This window comes from Sinomicrobium kalidii (assembly GCF_021183825.1).
Taxonomy (GTDB): domain Bacteria; phylum Bacteroidota; class Bacteroidia; order Flavobacteriales; family Flavobacteriaceae; genus Sinomicrobium; species Sinomicrobium kalidii.
Genome location: NZ_CP089211.1, coordinates 3,801,187 through 3,818,233, shown reverse-complemented (window position 1 = coordinate 3,818,233; position 17,047 = coordinate 3,801,187). Strand labels below are relative to the sequence as shown.

Here is a 17,047-nt window from a genome sequence, read left to right as displayed (position 1 = left end):
AATGACATATTATAACATGTGCCGAAATTAAAAAGCCCGGCTGCAAACACCGGGCTTTCTTTATTACTGTATTTCTTTCAACAATTCCTTAACTGCCGTTTCCAGTTGAGGGTCTTTGCCGTTGAGAAAATCGATATACGGCAGCGGGACCTCGATATCCGGTTCCAGTTCCAGGTTTTCCGTGGGCCGGCCTTCTTTTCCGATAGTGGCCACCATGGGGATTCCGAAAATTATGGAAGGATCTATCTGGCGCTCCCACCATACGGCCGTACCTGTTCCGGCCACCGGCATTCCTACCAGCTTGCCTATACCGTTCTGCTTATACACATACGGGAAAATGAAAGCATCACTGTAATTCCCTTCACTCATCACCACAATGCTCGGTTTGGTCCAGCGCGACATGGGCTCCCCTCCTTTGACCACATATCCCTGAGGCGCAAATTTCAGGTATTCCGTACCACTGAGAAACATATTGAGATCATCATGCAGCCATCCGCCGCCATTAAACCGGGTATCCACCACCAGGGCTTCCTTGTCCAGGTTCTTTCCCAGTACATTTTCATAAACATCCCGGAAACTGCCGTCGTTCATTCCCTTTATGTGTACATATCCCAGGCGTCCGCCGCTCAGGGAGTCGACCATTTTTTCCATGGTCTTTACCCAGCGCCTGTACATCAGCCTCTGCTCTGCCCCTGAAGCAACCGGTTTTACCGTTTCTTCAAAGGTTGTACCGCCGCTTTTCACCGTGAGCAGGGTTTTTTTATCCTTAATGTTTATAAGGTATTTATTCCAGTTTTCTTCGGCGCCAATCGTTTTACCGTTGATCTTTGTAATAATATCCCCTTTTTTCACCCTGCTTTTGGCATTGTCCAGCGGTCCGCCTGCAATAACTTCCGAGATGCGGATTCCGTTTCCGGTGTACCTTTCGTCAAACAACAACCCGAGGGAAGCGGTATGGTCCCCGTTTTCCCCGTCCGGATAAAAACGCCCTCCGGTATGTGAGGCGTTGAGCTCTCCGAGGAGTTCACTCAGCAATTCCCGGAAATCGTAGTTATTGTTAATATGTGGCAGAAATTTCACGTATTCGTCATGATACATTTGCCAGTCAATACCGTGAATCTCCGGATCGTAGAACTTTTTCTTTACCTGACGCCACATGTGGTCAAACATATACCGGCGTTCGGCAGCGGCATCTACCTCCATATCGGCATCGATCTTAATGTTTTCCACCTTTCCGCTTTCGGTATCCACTTTAACCAACTTGCCCTTGTTGCTCAGGTAGAGTGTTTTCCCGTCGTCACTGAGTGCTATTCCGCTCGGACTACCTCCCAGCTTGGCCAGTATTTTGGTTTCCCTGGTCCGCGGTTCGGTAACCCAAAGGTCATATCCTTTTTCAAAAGCGGCCAGGTAATACAGTTTATCGGCTTCCTCACTCAACACGTAATCACTGATGCTGGAACTGTTAATGGTGAGTTTTATCCTGCGGTTGTCCAGGTTATCGAGGTCCAGTACCAGGGGGGCCTGTTTTTCTTTCTTGTCCCTTTTCTTTTTTCCGGGTTTTTCATCCTTCTTTTCTTCGTCCTCCTCCTTTTCCTCTTCTTCCTTTTCTTTGAGGAGATCAAATTCTTCTTTGCTCAATGTAAAACGGTCGTAGGCCTCCTGATCGAAAAACACGGCATAGATATCCACTTCCCTGCTGCCCTGATAAGCGAGGGATTTCCTTCCTTCACGACTACTTTTATAGGTTATCATCTTGCCGTTCAGCGCCCATTTTGGGGCCTCTTCCCCAAAGCCTCCGTTAACCGGGTGAAAGATATCACCGGTGCCATCGGCCTTGATAAGGGCCGTATTCCGGCGTACAAAGTGCCCCTTACTATCGTCTACGAGCAACCATTTACTGTCCGGGCTCCATTGATAGGACCAGTCGCCATCACTGTATGAATAGTTACGGCCTTCGGGAAATACGGTCACTTTTTTCCCGGTATCGAGGTCCATCACCTTCAGTATATTGCGCTCTTCAACAAAGGCGATCTTCTTCCCGTCCGGGGAATACTCCGCCTGGAACTCTTCTGCACTTGTTGCTGCCACGGCTTCGGTCTTCAGGACTGTGGATGCGTAAAAGTATTTTTCGTCCGGTCTTTTTAAACGGACTTTATAGATATTCCAGCTTCCGTCGCGTTCACCTGAAAACTGCAATGTCTTTCCGTCGGGAGACCAGCTTATCATTCGTTCCTGTTCGGGGGTATCGGTTATCCTTTTGGTCCGGGCATCGTCTATTCCGGTTACAAAGACCTCTCCCCGGTTTACAAAAGCGATCTCTTTCCCTTCGGGACTTACCGCAAATTCCGTTACACTGTGAATATCCATGTTTTTTAATACCTGGAAAGCAGCATCGTCCATTACCCGGATATCCAGTTTGCGCGGTGTCCCTCCCGGGGCGAGCACATAAATACCCCCTTTCCAGGTAAATACCGTAGTATCGGCTCCGGAAATGCTTAAATGGCGTACGGGAAAGTCCGTGAACGCGGTCAGTTGTTCTTCGTCACCTGTAGCCAGTGATCTTTTATACAGGTTTTGTGTACCGTCCTTTTCATTCAGGTAGTATACGGCATCACCGTTCGCACTGAACACGGGTTTTCTGTTTTCTCCCTGAAAAGTGCTGAGTTGTTTATACGTGTTATCGGTAATATCATACAGCCAGATATCCCTGGTTACCGAAGAAGTATGATGTTTTCGCCAGGGATCTTCATACCCTTTCCGGTCCTGGAAGACGATTTTGGTTCCCTCTTTATTGTAATGTGCTTCATCGGCCCCCGCTGCACTGATAAGGACGGGGCGGCCTCCTTTTACAGGAACGGTATACAGGTTCCTGAAATAACCCTGGCCCGGAAAGCGGACACTGCCGGAGGGCGCTTCCCTTCCGCTTCCGAAAAGCACCGAACTGCCGTCTGTTGTAAAATCATACGGAAAATCATCGGCGCTGTTATAGGTAAGCCGTACCGGGGTCCCTCCCGTTGCGGGCATGGTATATACATCAAAATTGCCGTAACGGTCGCTGGCAAAGGCAATGGTTTTTCCGTCACGGCTCCACACCGGGCGCATATCGTAGGCATCGCCTACCGTTATGGGTACGGCAGTCCCCCCTTTCGAGCTGACCCGGTAAAGATTCCCCATATACCCAAAAACGATGGTCTCTCCGTCCGGTGAAACGGCCGGATACCGCAACCATTGTGCGTTTTCACGGGCAAACAGTGATCCTGCAAAAAGACAGATCGCCATCACCATGGTAATTTTTTTCATAGAATTTCAGATTATGTGGTTAGTAGTTTAAAAATGCCTTAAAGTAATAGAAAAAGACGCAGAAAAGCACAAACTGTTACATTTACAGCAGTATTATTAACAAACTTTAACAAACAGAATATACCGACTTCCGGAATGTGTTAGGATCAAAAAAATCGTGGAGTAAAATTGGATTTTGGATATGAGTTGTGAGACCTATGATCTATGATTTTAAGATGCTCCGGTGACAGTGAAAGCAACCTGAAACCTGCAACGTACAATACCTTTTTATTTCCGGATTAATAACGTTACAATAATTTTTGCATCGTCCGCTATATCCGGGCATGCCCCATGTGTTGTCCTTACTACGTGAAATAAGACCGGTATCTTAAACACCTCAACACTCACGTTTATCCCGGACAAACAATGTTAAAGCGGAGTATCAACCAAAACGGGCTTACCGAAAATAAACTATTACCTGAAGAAAGAATCTACAAATTCGTATTTGTTAAATACCTGGAGGTCTTCGATTCCCTCGCCTACACCGATGTATTTTACGGGGATTCGGAACTGGTCGGAAATTCCGATGACCACACCGCCTTTAGCGGTTCCGTCCAGCTTGGTAACGGCAAGGGAGGTAACTTCGGTGGCCCTGGTGAACTGTTTTGCCTGTTCAAATGCATTTTGCCCGGTAGAACCGTCAAGGACGAGGAGTACATCGTGGGGAGCGTCGCCCACTACTTTTTGCATCACCCGTTTTACCTTGGAGAGTTCGTTCATCAGGTTTACCTTGTTGTGAAGCCTTCCGGCAGTATCTATGATCACTACATCGGCTTCCTGATTCACTGCGGATTTCAACGTATCGAAAGCCACGGAAGCCGGGTCACTGCCCATATTCTGTTTTACAATAGGCACCTCTACCCTGTCGGCCCAGATCTGTAACTGGTCGATGGCTGCCGCCCTGAAGGTATCGGCCGCTCCCAATACCACTTTCTTCCCCTGTTTTTTAAACTGATAGGCCAGTTTGCCTATGGTAGTCGTCTTTCCCACACCGTTTACCCCTACCACCATGATCACATGGGGTTTTTTATCGGAAGGAACGATAAAATCGGTAGCTTCCCCGACATTGGTTTCGGACAGGAGTCCCGCAATTTCCTCGCGGAGTATCTGGTTGAGCTCTTCCGTACCCAGGTATTTATCGCGGGAAACGCGCTCTTCGATACGCTCTATGATCTTCAGGGTGGTATTCACCCCCACATCACTGGTTACGAGCACCTCTTCCAGGTTATCCAGGACCTCGTCATCCACCCTGGATTTCCCGGCTACAGCTTTGCTCAGTTTACCGAAAAAACTGGTCTTGGTCTTTTCCAGCCCCTTGTCCAGTGTCTCTTTCTTTTCCGAGGAAAATATTTTCTTAAACAGGTTCATGTTGTTTGACTACTGCCCCTTGCCCGTGCTCAGGGTAACAAATTGTTAAGTTATTTCTTCATTCTGTTATCGCTCCCCCAAAGATATAAAAACAAAAAGCTACTTCCGATATGAAAGTAGCTGATATATATAAAAAGTTGTGAACTTTTATTTTTTGTTCAACCAATCATTGACCATTGACGGGTCCATTACAGATTCTACAAAAGTATAGGCGCCTGTTTTCGGAGATTTAACCATTTTAATGGCTTTGGTCAATCGCTTCGATTTGGTCTGTAAGGTTGCTACGGTTTTCTTTGCCATGACTCTAACGTTATTTGATATCTTCTACGAAGATATCTAATTATTTAATTTCTTTGTGAACGGTCATTTTCTTCAGGATAGGGTTGTACTTTTTAACCTCCAGCCTATCCGGAGTATTCTTTTTGTTCTTGGTGGTTATATATCGCGATGTTCCAGGCATACCGGACGTCTTGTGCTCGGTGCACTCTAATATTACCTGTATTCTGTTTCCTTTCTTTGCCATCTTTCTAAGCTTTTCTTAAAAACGATTATTTGTAATATCCTTTCGCTTTCGCTTCTTTCAACACTGCAGCTATCCCTTTTTTATTAATGGTCTTCAATGCAGAAGTAGAGACCTTCAAAGTAATCCATCGGTCTTCTTCGGGAATGTAAAAGCGCTTTTTGGTAAGGTTTACCTTAAATTTACGCTTGGTCTTGTTCATCGCATGAGAAACATTGTTTCCCACCATTGCCCTTTTTCCGGTCAGCTCACAAACTCTTGACATTTCTTCTATACTTTTGTGTTATCTAAAAACAGGGTGCAAATTAACGAATTTTTTGCATCACAGGCAAGAGGAGCAATCAATTTTTTAAAATTTCTTTCCAAAGTATTTCCAGGGCCTTATTTGCCGCCTTGTTCACTACTTTTTCCCGGTGGTTCCCGAAGTTGAATTTTTGTGCATAAACCGTTCCGGGTGCAGCTACTCCTATATATACCGTACCTATATCGGCATCGGAATCTCCCTTGGCCGGGCCTGCATTTCCCGTAACGGACACGGCAAAGTCGGCCTTTAACAACTTCCGGGCTCCTGCAGCCATGGCTTCGGCGACTTCAGCACTGACTACGCTGTATTTGTCTATGAGTTCGCCGGGAACCTGCAACACATCGGTTTTTACTTCGGTGGCATAACTCACCACCCCGCCGCGAAAATAGGCGGATGTTCCGGGAACCGATGTGATCTGTTCCGCGATCCTGCCCCCGGTACAGCTTTCCGCTACGGCCAGGGTCATTTTCTTTTCGGTCAGGACTTTCCCTATAAGGGTTTCGAGGGCCGCATCATTTTCCATGCCATAAATGACATCGCCAATAAGCGGGTACAAATCCTTAATCTTTTCATCTACCGCCGCCTGTAACACTTTCTTATTTTCCCCTCTGGCCGTAAGCCTCAACCTTACCTTACCCAAATTGGGTAAATAAGCCAGTTTTATAAAAGAAGGCAAACTGTTTTCCCAGTCTTCGAGAAGATTGGCAATGGCGCTTTCCCCCATTCCATAGGTAATAACGGTTTTATGAAGAATATACGGCCTGTGGTAAGCAGCCTGTAACCCTGGGAGCACCTCTTCCTGTAACAGGGCCTTCATTTCATAAGGTACACCGGGAAGGGCTATAAAGATCTTTTTCCCTTTTTCCATCCACATTCCCGGGGCTGTACCATACCTGTTCATCAATACTGTGGCCCGGGAAGGGACCATGGCCTGCTGCCGGTTCAGTTCTGATATGGGCGTATCGATGTATCTGGCAAATAATTCCTCGATATGCGCCAGTACCCTTTCGTCGCGAACCAGGGTATCTTCAAAAAACTCACAAAAGGTATGTTTGGTAATGTCGTCTTTGGTAGGACCGAGCCCGCCGGTGATGATCACCACATCTGCCCTGTTCCCTGCCTCGGCAAGGGTTTTCATGATGTGTTCCTTCTCGTCCTGTACTGAAGTGATCTGATATACGGAAATCCCTATCCTGTTCAGTTCCCCGGCAATATAGGTGGAATTGGTATCCAGGATCTGCCCGATGAGGATCTCATCCCCGATAGTAATGATCTCTGCCTGCATTAAAGCGCAAAATCGGTTTTTAATTCCGTGATAACATCCTGTAGCTGTCCGTTTATCGCCGCATACATTTCTTCGATAACGGGAAGTCCTTCATTCTCCCTGGCTTGTGCTTCTACCTGCAATAGCTGTGATTTGATTTCTTCCATGCCCAGCAAATCCACATTGGGTTTGATTTTATGGGCATGTTTATACACCATTTCATAATCTCCGGATTTGATGGCTTGTTCCAGGTGCTGAAGGTCTCCGGGGGTTTCGTCTACGAACACAGCAACCACCGAGACGATAAAATCCCTGTCCCCGCCGGACAGCTCTTCCAGTTTTTCAAGGTTGTAAGGCATATTTTTTGTTTTAGGAGGTAAAAAATTTAAGGTTACAATGCCGTTTTTTCCTATTTTACACCCAGGGCAAACGACTTTTTGTCTTCCAAAAAGCCTTCAAGATAATCATTCGGATTTATTTTACCAACTCCTGCGGGAGTTCCGGTAAAAATAACATCGCCTTTCTTTAACGTAAAATACCGGGACACGTAGGCCACGAGCTCATCTACCTTCCACAGCATTAAGGCGGTGTGCCCCTGTTGCACTACCTCACCGTTTTTTTTCAGGCTGAAGCGGATGTCATTGATATCCGCAAATTCGTCTTTAGGCCGCCATTCCCCCATAATAACAGAGCCGTCGAAAGCCTTGGCCTTTTCCCAGGGAAGTCCCTTTTCCTTGAGCTTTGCCTGGACATCCCTGGCGGTAAAGTCTATGCCCAGGCCTATTTCGTCATAATACTTCTGCGCAAACCTGGCATTGATATGTTTTCCCACCTTGTTTATTTTTACGAGTAATTCTACTTCATAATGAATATCTTCGCTGAACCCGGGGATGTAAAAATCCTTTTCGCGGAGCAGGGCCGTGTCCGGTTTCATAAAGATCACCGGATCGGTCGGCTTCTCGTTGGCCAGCTCTTCAATATGGTCGGTATAATTCCTTCCTATACAGATTATCTTCATTTGCTTTTTATAGTTTTCCTCAATAAATCTTATATTTTCAGTCCGTGACCCTCACCTTAAATGCGGGCGCCGGGACCTTGTTACCGAAAACGGGGCTGGACGTATCCAGCCTGTTCATCTTTTTCCATCCGTCGGTACTGCGGTAATAGGCATCGAAAGCTTCGTCATTGGCTTCCAGTACCCCTTTAAATACCGGGGCGTACTTGGTTATGGTCACCCCGTTATAAATTATGGTATCGTTTACTCTTATATCCCTGGTTTCCCGGTAGGCATTTTCTTTGATAAAAAGGTGTTCCACGGCTACAAAGAAACCGTTATCCGGAATACGGATACGGTGTTCGAGCAGGTTGATCTCCGTTTTTGACCGCAACGGTATCCGCTGCACGATAAGGTTTTTCAGCAACATGTCTTTTCCCGGCTTTCCTTCGGGGGTGGCCTCCATGATCCTGAGCCGGAACCTGGCCGGGATATTGACCTGTTCCCTGGAGGGAAAAAACCGCACCTGCACCCTTTCTATAAAACTGTTTTCTGCAAAATTACGGGGTTTTTCGTAATACTTTGCCACTGCCGACGGGTACGCCCCGCCACTGAAATTCCCCAGGCCTATACTCCGTTTACCCCGGAAACTGTTCAGGTTCCTGTGTTTTTCCCGTTTCATCAGGTAAACCTCCACCTCATCCAATTCTTCGGCTACGGGTGACAGGTAAACACGAGCTCCCGCTAATACGGACAGCGGCAATGTCCTGGACTCAAACCCGATACAACTGAATTTCACCCTGGCCTTCTTATCCTGTGCTCCGCTCATCCAGCGGAATTCCCCGTTCTCATCGGTTGACGTACCGGATTTCTCCCCAACCAGAATAAGATGCGCAAACGGAACCTGCTTTCCGGTCCGCTCGTTAAGCACACTTCCCCAAACAGGTTTTTCCTGGGCGGACAGACCGCAGGACAGGAGCAATGCCATGCAGAGGAAGCGTTTCACTTTTATTTCTACGAGAGTTTATTGTTGAGTTTCCGAAGTTTGATGCCGGTAAGCACCCTCTTGGTATAGAGTGGAAAATCGGCATTGAGCAACCAGCCGAAATATCCCGGTTCTTTTTCAAGCACATCTTCTACACGTTTTCCTTTGTGTTTGCCAAAGGAGAAGACTTCTTCATCTTTTTCATTCAATATGATATACCCGGCAAAATCGGCGGTTTGCTTCCTGGTGGTAAATTCGGAGAGGAACTTGATATCATTTTCCAGTTCACTATACCTGTCCAGTTGCGATTTCAGCACTTCGTAGGTAGCTGTGGTATCGGCTTCCGCAGAATGAGCGTTGGTCAGGTCTTTATCGCAGTAAAACCTGTACGCCGCTTCCAGGGTCCGTTTTTCCATAAGGTGAAAAATAGTCTGCACATCCACGGCCAGGCGGTTTTTCATATCGAAGTCCACCTCGGCCCGCAACATTTCCTCTGCCAGTAACGGTATGTCGAACCTGTTGGAATTGTAACCGGCCAGGTCACTGTCCTTGATCATGTTGTAAATATCTTTCGACAATTCCTTAAACGTGGGTTCATTGGCCACTTTTTCATCGGTAATGCCGTGGATGGCTGTCGAATGCTCCGGTATGGGCATCTCCGGATTTACCAACCAGGTCTTACTTTCCTTGTTGCCGTTGGGATATACTTTCAGGATGGCGATCTCCACGATCCTGTCCCTGGCCACATCGGTTCCGGTGGTTTCCAGGTCAAAAAAACAAATGGGTCTGGTAAGTTTGAGTTCCATTATAACAACTAAAATTTCGAATCCTTAAATCACGGTAAAGATACTGATTGCAAAAGAAAACCCCGAACGTTGCCGGGGTTTTTTCGTTATTCATATAAATCGGTAAATCAATAGAGACGCACGGCCCTTTTCCTCGTTTGAGACGCACGGCCGTGCGTCTCTACATATTGGTGATGTTTATATTTTTCTGTCCGTATCCCAGGCTTCGAGATAATCGGCTACGCGTTTGACGAACATACCGCCTAACGCTCCGTCCACAACCCTGTGGTCATAGCTGTGCGACAGGAACATCTTATGCCGTATCCCTATAAAATCACCTTCGGGGGTTTCTATCACCGCCGGTACTTTCCGTATGGCGCCCAGGGCGAGTATCCCTACCTGCGGCTGATTGATAATCGGTGTTCCCATAATGCTGCCGAAGGTCCCTACATTGGTCACCGTGTAAGTGCCGCCCTGTACTTCGTCCGGTTTCAGTTTGTTTTCCCGGGCCCTTCCCGCCAGGTCATTGACCTGTTTGGCCAACCCGACAAGGTTGAGCTGATCGGCATTGCGGATTACCGGAACGATAAGGTTACCATTGGGTAAGGCAGCAGCCATACCCAGGTTGATATTTTTCTTTTTAATGATCTTATCGCCCTCTACGGAAATGTTCATCATCGGGAAATCGCGCAGTGCCCTGGCCACTGTTTCCATAAATATGGGCGTAAATGTCAGCTTTTCTCCTTCCTGCTGTTCGAATTCCTTCTTCTTTTTATTCCGCCAGTTAACCACATTGGTAACATCCACCTCAACAAAACTTTGCACATGGGCCGATGTCTGCACGCTTTCTATCATATGATGCGAGATGAGCTTCCGCATCCTGTCCATTTCAATGATCTCGTCCCCTCCGCTTGCCGTAACCGGGGCGGCATGTGTGACCGGAGCCTTTTCACCGTTATTTTTTCCCGGTGTTTCAACTGCAGCTTTCTCCGGCTTTTGTGCGCTGCGGTTTTCCAGGTATCCCAGGATATCATTCTTCGTTACCCTGCCGTCTTTTCCGGTCCCGGCTATGCCTTCCAGTTCTTCCGGGGAGATCCCTTCTTTCCGGGCAATATTTTTCACCAGGGGCGAATAGAACCTTTCAGATGCCGTAAAATCCGCTGTTTCCGCCGTAACGGGTGCCGCCGTTTCCCTGGCCGTTTCAACCGTATTTTCTACTTCTGCCACAACTTCTTCAGGCACCTCTTCTCCTTGCTCCCCCGTCACTTCACCATCGGTTTCTATTACGGCAATGGTTTGTCCTACCTCCACCACGTCGTCCACATCAAAGCGTTTCTCCACCAGCACTCCATCCACTTCACTGGGCACCTCAGAATCTACCTTGTCCGTAGCTATTTCCAGAACCGCTTCATCCATCTCAATAGTATCTCCCACTTCCTTGAGCCATGATGTAATGGTCGCTTCTGCAACGCTTTCCCCCATTTTGGGCAGCTTAAGTTCAAATTTTGCCATATTACTAATTTAAAGATGCTTTATCGTTTTTCGATTGCGAAATTAATCAAAAAAACTGTTTTTTATTGAAAATAAACTATTTTATTTCTTTTCAAAACATTCTTACACTGCATTAATCCCGCATTACCCTTTCAGAGAGCTTTCAAAAGGGATACGGTGCAATATACTACGGCCGAGCGTAATTTCATCTGCATATTCGAGTTCATCTCCGATAGCTATCCCTCTTGCTATTGTAGAAGTAGCTACGTCATAGGGCTCTATCTGCCTATAGATATAAAAGTTGGTCGTGTCGCCCTCCATCGTGGAACTCAGGGCAAAGATAACCTCTTTCACTTTCCCTTCCCGGACTTTATCTACTAACGTGGAAATGTTCAGATTATTCGGCCCCACACCGTCCATGGGTGATATTTTTCCGCCCAATACGTGATACAGCCCCCTGTACTGGCTGGTATTTTCAATGGCCATGACATCACGTATGTCCTCCACCACGCATACCAGGGACGCATCGCGTTTGGGATTGGCACATATTTCACAAAGGCCGGCGTCAGATATATTGTGACAGCTCCTGCAGTATTTCACTTCACTTCTCAGGTTCTGAAGGGCAAAAGACAACTTTTCCGTCTGTTCTGCCGGCTGCCTGAGCAAATGCAATACCAGTCGCAAAGCCGTGCGTTTCCCTATACCGGGCAACTGCGACATTTCCCGTACCGCATTTTCCAATAATTTAGAGGAGAATTCCATATCCGCAAAAATACGAAATTCGGGGTAGAATTTGGCGTTGAATAATGAGATTATGGATCAATTTGACAATAGGATAATTTTAAAAAAAGGGCCCGGAACCTAAAGGGATCGACGGAGACCGGTAAAGTAGTGACAGGAGATTGATCCGGACAGACGACCGATAACCGGTATCAGTACATGCGACCGTATTTCTTTGACATCGTAATCTTCTTTCCCGTTATAAAAGGGTTTCTAACTCCACCAGCCGGGCATTCTTTTAATGTCCGGAATATCAGAAAACTGTTTCTCTTTGAAAAACGGTCACCGCACAGCAGTCCTGCAATTCAAACCCGCAACTTTAAACCCCGAACGCAGAACATCCTCCCAATAACCATTTTTTCGTACTTTGGTCTTCTAAAAATTCGATCTCTTTTATGCAACCGATCTATATACTCCTCATTATAGCAGCTTATTTCGGACTGCTTATCCTGATTTCCTACCTCACCGGAAAAGATGGTGACAATAACGAGACCTTCTTCAAAGCCAAACGGCAATCGCCCTGGTATGTGGTGGCCTTCGGAATGATCGGCGCTTCGCTGAGCGGTGTTACCTTTATTTCGGTCCCGGGATGGGTGGAAGCTTCACAATTCAGTTACATGCAGGTCGTTTTCGGGTATATTCTCGGGTATTTCATTATAGGAACGGTTCTCCTCCCTTTGTATTACCGCCTTAACCTCACTTCCATATACACTTACCTGGGGGAGCGTTTCGGCAGTAACAGTTACAAAACGGGGTCTTCGTTTTTCCTGATATCCAGGGTGGTAGGCGCGAGTTTCCGCCTGTTCCTGATCGCCAATGTATTACAGGTGATTATTTTTGATGAAATGGGCATCCCTTTCTGGGCTACCGTAACGCTGACCATCATCCTGATATGGCTTTACACCTTTAAATCCGGTATCAAAACCATTGTATGGACCGACACCTTACAAACCCTGTTCATGCTTATTGCCGTAGGTGTGGCTACATATTCCCTGTACCATGACCTGGGTGTCGCCGAGGTAGGGATCGTGAAATACATATCGCAAAGCGACCTTTCCCAAATGTTCTTTTTTGACAACTTTAAAAGTGCCGAATATTTCTGGAAACAATTCTTTTCCGGGGCTTTTATCGCCGTGGTCATGACCGGACTGGACCAGGACATGATGCAAAAGAACCTTACCTGTAAAAGCCTGAAGGATGCCCAGAAGAACATGTTCTGGTTTACCATAGTGCTCACCATTGTCAACTTCTTCTTTTTGTCGCTGGGACTGCTCCTCACCGTATACGGACAACAATATGGCATCGATGCCAATAAAGACGATCTGTTTCCCGTACTGGCCAAGGACTACCTCGGCACCGGGGTCTTTATCTTCTTCCTGATAGGGCTTATTGCCGCAGCATACAGTAGCGCAGACAGTGCACTTACCTCGCTTACCACCTCATTCAGTGTGGATATCCTGAACATCGAGAAAAAATATGACGAAAAAAAGCAGGTACGGATCAGGAAACTGGTACACGTACTGGTGTCCTTATTGCTTATCCTGGTCATCATTACTTTTAAATACGTGATAAAGAACGAAAGTGTCATTGCCAAACTCTTTGTCTTTGCCGGATACACCTACGGCCCCCTGCTGGGACTGTTCAGTTTCGGATTGTTCACCAAATGGAAGATCAACGACAGGTTCGTGCCCCTTGTCGCCGTACTTTCCCCGGTACTTTCCTATATTATTGCAGACCGCGCACTGGCCTGGTTTGACTTCGAATTCGGATTTATTATCCTTCTCCTCAACGGGTTCCTGACCTTTTGCGGACTGACATTGCTGATAAAAAGCAACTCCCCGAAACACCCGGTTACCTCTTAAAATCACTTTCAACCCAAAGAAAATGGCCGACCAACAACAAATCATAAAAAGTTATATCGAGGCCTATAACAATTTCGATGTAGAGGGTATGCTTAACAACCTGCACCCGGATGTCCTTTTTGAGAATGTTTCCGGCGGTAAAACGGACCTCAGTCTCCGCGGAATTTCCGATTTCGAACAGCAGGCCCGGAAAGCCGCGACTTTGTTCAGTCAACGGAAACAGACCGTGACTTCCGTAAATGAAAACGGCAACACGGTAATCGTCGATATTGACTATACCGGTATCCTGGCGCAGGACTTCCCTAACGGAATGAAAAAAGGAGATTCCATAAAACTGAAAGGCAGGTCGACCTTCGGTTTTAAAAAAGGAAAAATAGCGCACATCCGGGACGAGAGCTGAACACCTGAAGGTAACTTCCGAAAACGACTTTTTTCAAAGTAGTTTTTTTGTACTGCTGACATAAGGCTGTCACGCACCATCCTTAATTTGGCGGTATATAAAAACTATTTATTATGGAAAAGCTAAACCTCGTCAAAGCATACAAAAAGTATTACACTGCTGCCGCCCAACCCGAAATCACGGTAACCGGTCCTGTACAATACCTCTCCATCACCGGGAAAGGCGATCCTTCCGCGCCGGAATTTACGGAAAGAATACAGGCACTTTACGCTACGGCCTACGCCGTTAAATTCATTTTCAAAAAGCAAAACAGGGATTTTGTAGTGCCCAGACTGGAAGGGTTGTGGTGGTATGACGAAAACAGGTTTCCCGGGATATCCCTCACCGGCCCCGCTGCCGAAGTTCCCCGGGAAGAATGGTTTTACCGTTTGCTGATAAGGATGCCTGACTACGTTTTACAAAAAGAAACCGAAGAGGCCGTGAGCTCCACCCTGGCCAAAAAGGGATTCCCTGCGATCGGGGAAGTGCATCTGTTCCGTATGCACGAGGGAAAAAGTGTACAGATACTTCACACGGGACCTTTTTCCACAGAGCACCGAAGCCTGAAACAGATAGCCTCCTTCGTCCGGGAATACGGCCTGAAAAAAAACGGGCACCATCACGAGATCTACCTGTCTGATTTCAGGAAGACTTCCCCCGAAAAACTGAAGACCATCCTTCGGGAACCTGTAAAATAAGCAGGAAAGATCATGCCGGGTACTACGCAGCAGACTTTATATTGCTGACCCGGGATTATTATACCCGGAAAACATCTTCCCGTATTGCACGCTTGATTACTTCCCCTTATCTTTGCATCTTTAAAACCGAAGAAAAAAGGATAATGAATATCAAAACCGCAAATAGTGAATACTGAAGTTTTAACAAATTATACTTCAGTATTCCGTGTTTGTCATTCAGTATTCGGCATTCGAAATAAAAGATATTAAATTAATGATTGAGATTACCTTACCCGATGGTTCTGTAAAGGAATTCCCAGAAAATTCCACTCCAATGGATGTTGCCAAGAGCATTAGTGAAGGCCTGGCGCGAAACGTTATTTCCGCAAGTTTTAACGGCACTACGGTGGAAACGGCAACACCACTCACCACGGATGGTAATCTCGTATTGTACACCTGGAAGGACGATGCCGGAAAAAAGGCCTTCTGGCACTCCAGTGCTCACGTACTTGCCCAGGCCCTGGAAGAACTGTATCCGGGAATTAAACTTACCATTGGTCCGGCCATTGATCACGGTTTTTATTACGATGTTGACCCGGGAGACCGGAGCATCTCCGAAAAAGACTTTCCGGCGATCGAGAAAAAAATGCTGGAAATCGCCCGTGGCAAACACGATTATAAAATGCACGCCGTAACCAAGAGCGATGCCCTGGAGTACTATAAAAAACAAGGCAATGAGTATAAAGTGGAACTCATTGAAAACCTGGAAGACGGCACCATCACCTTCTGTGACCACTCCACTTTTACCGACCTCTGCCGTGGAGGACATATTCCGAATACCGGAATCATAAAGGCAGTAAAATTGCTCAACACAGCCGGTGCTTACTGGAGAGGAGATGAGAACAAAAAACAACTGACCAGGATTTACGGTATTTCCTTCCCCAAACAAAAGGAACTCAACGAATACCTGCAATTACTGGAAGAAGCCAAAAAAAGGGATCACAGAAAACTGGGAAAAGAACTGGAACTGTTTACTTTTTCACATAAAGTGGGACAGGGACTCCCCTTGTGGCTGCCCAAAGGCGCCGCACTGCGCGAACGCCTGGAGAATTTCCTGAAAAAAGCCCAGAAAAAAGCAGGGTATGAACAGGTGGTATCACCTCATATCGGGCAAAAGGAACTCTATGTCACTTCCGGGCACTACGCCAAATACGGGGAAGACAGCTTTCAGCCCATTCACACCCCGCATGAGGGGGAAGAGTTTTTGCTGAAGCCCATGAACTGTCCGCACCATTGCGAAATATACAATGCCAGGCCGTGGAGTTATAAGGAGCTCCCCAAGAGATATGCCGAGTTCGGTACCGTTTACCGTTACGAACAAAGCGGGGAACTGCACGGACTTACCAGGGTAAGAGGGTTTACACAGGATGATGCGCACATTTTCTGCACCCCCGATCAGCTGGATGACGAGTTCAAGAATGTTATCGATCTGGTCCTCTATGTCTTCGGTTCGCTCGGCTTTGAGAATTTTACAGCCCAGGTATCCCTTCGTGATCCCGATACACCGGAAAAATACATCGGGAGCGACGAAAACTGGGAAAAAGCCGAAAGCGCTATTATCAATGCAGCACAAGAAAAGGGCCTCAATTACGTTATTGAGACCGGAGAAGCCGCTTTTTACGGTCCGAAACTCGACTTTATGGTCAAAGACGCCCTCGGAAGGAGCTGGCAGCTGGGCACCATACAGGTAGATTACAACCTGCCCGAACGCTTTGAACTGTCTTATAAAGGCAGTGACAACGAAATGCACCGCCCCGTGATGATACACCGGGCACCCTTCGGAAGTATGGAGCGCTTTATAGCCATCCTGCTTGAGCATACCGCGGGCAATTTTCCGCTGTGGTTAATGCCCGAACAGGCTATTATACTCTCTATCAGCGAGAAATATGAAAAATATGCCAAAAAAGTTTTAAATTTATTAGAAAATCACGAAATTCGCGCCCTGACCGACAACCGAAATGAGACCATAGGCAAAAAGATCAGGGAAGCCGAAATGAAAAAAATCCCTTACATGCTTATTGTCGGGGAAAACGAGGAAAAAGAAGGTACCATTTCGGTAAGAAAACACAGCGAAGGCGATATAGGAACCATCACGGTTGAAGCATTTGCCAAATTAATTGAAGAAGAAACAAACCGAACTTTAAAACAGTTTTAAAAGAAGTTTAATTAAAAATCTGTA

At 46.7% G+C, this 17,047-nt stretch carries 16 protein-coding genes; 4 read left to right on the top strand and 12 right to left on the bottom strand.

Features of this window, described 5'->3' with window-relative positions; all coding sequences use genetic code 11:
• Window positions 1-63: 63 nt before the first annotated feature.
• The 12 genes from LS482_RS15500 to recR form a co-directional block, all read right to left on the bottom strand.
• Window positions 64-3,300, bottom strand: a complete 3,237-nt coding sequence (locus LS482_RS15500) for a S41 family peptidase (protein WP_233028420.1) — start codon at window positions 3,298-3,300, stop codon at window positions 64-66.
• A 453-nt stretch (window positions 3,301-3,753) separates the two neighbouring features.
• Window positions 3,754-4,707, bottom strand: a complete 954-nt coding sequence (gene ftsY, locus LS482_RS15495) for a signal recognition particle-docking protein FtsY (RefSeq protein WP_233028419.1) — start codon at window positions 4,705-4,707, stop codon at window positions 3,754-3,756.
• Window positions 4,708-4,854: 147 nt separating this feature from the next.
• A complete protein-coding gene (locus LS482_RS15490; protein ID WP_233028418.1) occupies window positions 4,855-5,007 on the bottom strand; it encodes a DUF4295 domain-containing protein in 153 nt (50 codons plus the stop codon).
• 40 nt (window positions 5,008-5,047) lie between these two features.
• The gene (gene rpmG, locus LS482_RS15485) at window positions 5,048-5,230 is read right to left on the bottom strand and encodes a 50S ribosomal protein L33 (RefSeq protein WP_233028417.1); all 183 of its coding nucleotides are present in this window, start codon (window positions 5,228-5,230) and stop codon (window positions 5,048-5,050) included.
• Between the two features lie 25 nt (window positions 5,231-5,255).
• On the bottom strand, window positions 5,256-5,492 hold the full coding sequence (gene rpmB, locus LS482_RS15480) for a 50S ribosomal protein L28 (protein ID WP_233028416.1): 237 nt from the start codon (window positions 5,490-5,492) through the stop codon (window positions 5,256-5,258).
• Between the two features lie 76 nt (window positions 5,493-5,568).
• Window positions 5,569-6,816, bottom strand: a complete 1,248-nt coding sequence (locus tag LS482_RS15475) for a competence/damage-inducible protein A (protein WP_233028415.1) — start codon at window positions 6,814-6,816, stop codon at window positions 5,569-5,571.
• Complete coding sequence (locus LS482_RS15470; protein WP_233028414.1) at window positions 6,816-7,154, bottom strand: Hpt domain-containing protein; 339 nt, start codon at window positions 7,152-7,154, stop codon at window positions 6,816-6,818. Before LS482_RS15470 ends, LS482_RS15475 begins: the two co-directional genes overlap by 1 nt.
• A gap of 50 nt (window positions 7,155-7,204) precedes the next feature.
• On the bottom strand, window positions 7,205-7,813 hold the full coding sequence (locus LS482_RS15465) for a fumarylacetoacetate hydrolase family protein (protein ID WP_233028413.1): 609 nt from the start codon (window positions 7,811-7,813) through the stop codon (window positions 7,205-7,207).
• 37 nt (window positions 7,814-7,850) lie between these two features.
• Complete coding sequence (locus tag LS482_RS15460) at window positions 7,851-8,777, bottom strand: carboxypeptidase-like regulatory domain-containing protein (RefSeq protein ID WP_233028412.1); 927 nt, start codon at window positions 8,775-8,777, stop codon at window positions 7,851-7,853.
• 26 nt (window positions 8,778-8,803) lie between these two features.
• Window positions 8,804-9,580 carry a 3'-5' exonuclease gene (locus LS482_RS15455; RefSeq protein WP_233028411.1) on the bottom strand — a complete coding sequence of 259 codons (777 nt, stop codon included), beginning with the start codon at window positions 9,578-9,580 and terminating at the stop codon, window positions 8,804-8,806.
• 177 nt (window positions 9,581-9,757) lie between these two features.
• Window positions 9,758-11,071, bottom strand: coding sequence for a dihydrolipoamide acetyltransferase family protein (locus LS482_RS15450; protein WP_233028410.1), 1,314 nt, complete (start codon window positions 11,069-11,071; stop codon window positions 9,758-9,760).
• A 123-nt stretch (window positions 11,072-11,194) separates the two neighbouring features.
• Complete coding sequence (gene recR / locus LS482_RS15445; RefSeq protein ID WP_233028409.1) at window positions 11,195-11,812, bottom strand: recombination mediator RecR; 618 nt, start codon at window positions 11,810-11,812, stop codon at window positions 11,195-11,197.
• 413 nt (window positions 11,813-12,225) lie between these two features.
• Here recR and LS482_RS15440 point away from each other — a divergent pair, with 413 nt between their 5' ends.
• From LS482_RS15440 to thrS, 4 genes are all read left to right on the top strand, one after another.
• Window positions 12,226-13,692 (top strand): sodium:solute symporter, encoded by a 1,467-nt coding sequence (locus tag LS482_RS15440; RefSeq protein ID WP_233028408.1) that lies wholly within the window; start codon window positions 12,226-12,228, stop codon window positions 13,690-13,692.
• A 22-nt stretch (window positions 13,693-13,714) separates the two neighbouring features.
• Window positions 13,715-14,092, top strand: coding sequence for a nuclear transport factor 2 family protein (locus LS482_RS15435; protein ID WP_233028407.1), 378 nt, complete (start codon window positions 13,715-13,717; stop codon window positions 14,090-14,092).
• 113 nt (window positions 14,093-14,205) lie between these two features.
• On the top strand, window positions 14,206-14,829 hold the full coding sequence (locus tag LS482_RS15430) for a GyrI-like domain-containing protein (protein WP_233028406.1): 624 nt from the start codon (window positions 14,206-14,208) through the stop codon (window positions 14,827-14,829).
• 253 nt (window positions 14,830-15,082) lie between these two features.
• The gene (gene thrS, locus LS482_RS15425) at window positions 15,083-17,023 is read left to right on the top strand and encodes a threonine--tRNA ligase (RefSeq protein ID WP_233028405.1); all 1,941 of its coding nucleotides are present in this window, start codon (window positions 15,083-15,085) and stop codon (window positions 17,021-17,023) included.
• The last annotated feature ends 24 nt before the right edge of the window (window positions 17,024-17,047 follow it).

Coding starts and splice junctions, on each gene's coding strand:
- LS482_RS15500 (WP_233028420.1), bottom strand. CDS start 3,300: ATGAAAAAAATTACCATGGTGATGGCGATCTGTCTTTTTGCAGGATCA.
- ftsY (WP_233028419.1), bottom strand. CDS start 4,707: ATGAACCTGTTTAAGAAAATATTTTCCTCGGAAAAGAAAGAGACACTG.
- LS482_RS15490 (WP_233028418.1), bottom strand. CDS start 5,007: ATGGCAAAGAAAACCGTAGCAACCTTACAGACCAAATCGAAGCGATTG.
- rpmG (WP_233028417.1), bottom strand. CDS start 5,230: ATGGCAAAGAAAGGAAACAGAATACAGGTAATATTAGAGTGCACCGAG.
- rpmB (WP_233028416.1), bottom strand. CDS start 5,492: ATGTCAAGAGTTTGTGAGCTGACCGGAAAAAGGGCAATGGTGGGAAAC.
- LS482_RS15475 (WP_233028415.1), bottom strand. CDS start 6,816: ATGCAGGCAGAGATCATTACTATCGGGGATGAGATCCTCATCGGGCAG.
- LS482_RS15470 (WP_233028414.1), bottom strand. CDS start 7,154: ATGCCTTACAACCTTGAAAAACTGGAAGAGCTGTCCGGCGGGGACAGG.
- LS482_RS15465 (WP_233028413.1), bottom strand. CDS start 7,813: ATGAAGATAATCTGTATAGGAAGGAATTATACCGACCATATTGAAGAG.
- LS482_RS15460 (WP_233028412.1), bottom strand. CDS start 8,777: ATGGCATTGCTCCTGTCCTGCGGTCTGTCCGCCCAGGAAAAACCTGTT.
- LS482_RS15455 (WP_233028411.1), bottom strand. CDS start 9,580: ATGGAACTCAAACTTACCAGACCCATTTGTTTTTTTGACCTGGAAACC.
- LS482_RS15450 (WP_233028410.1), bottom strand. CDS start 11,071: ATGGCAAAATTTGAACTTAAGCTGCCCAAAATGGGGGAAAGCGTTGCA.
- recR (WP_233028409.1), bottom strand. CDS start 11,812: ATGGAATTCTCCTCTAAATTATTGGAAAATGCGGTACGGGAAATGTCG.
- LS482_RS15440 (WP_233028408.1), top strand. CDS start 12,226: ATGCAACCGATCTATATACTCCTCATTATAGCAGCTTATTTCGGACTG.
- LS482_RS15435 (WP_233028407.1), top strand. CDS start 13,715: ATGGCCGACCAACAACAAATCATAAAAAGTTATATCGAGGCCTATAAC.
- LS482_RS15430 (WP_233028406.1), top strand. CDS start 14,206: ATGGAAAAGCTAAACCTCGTCAAAGCATACAAAAAGTATTACACTGCT.
- thrS (WP_233028405.1), top strand. CDS start 15,083: ATGATTGAGATTACCTTACCCGATGGTTCTGTAAAGGAATTCCCAGAA.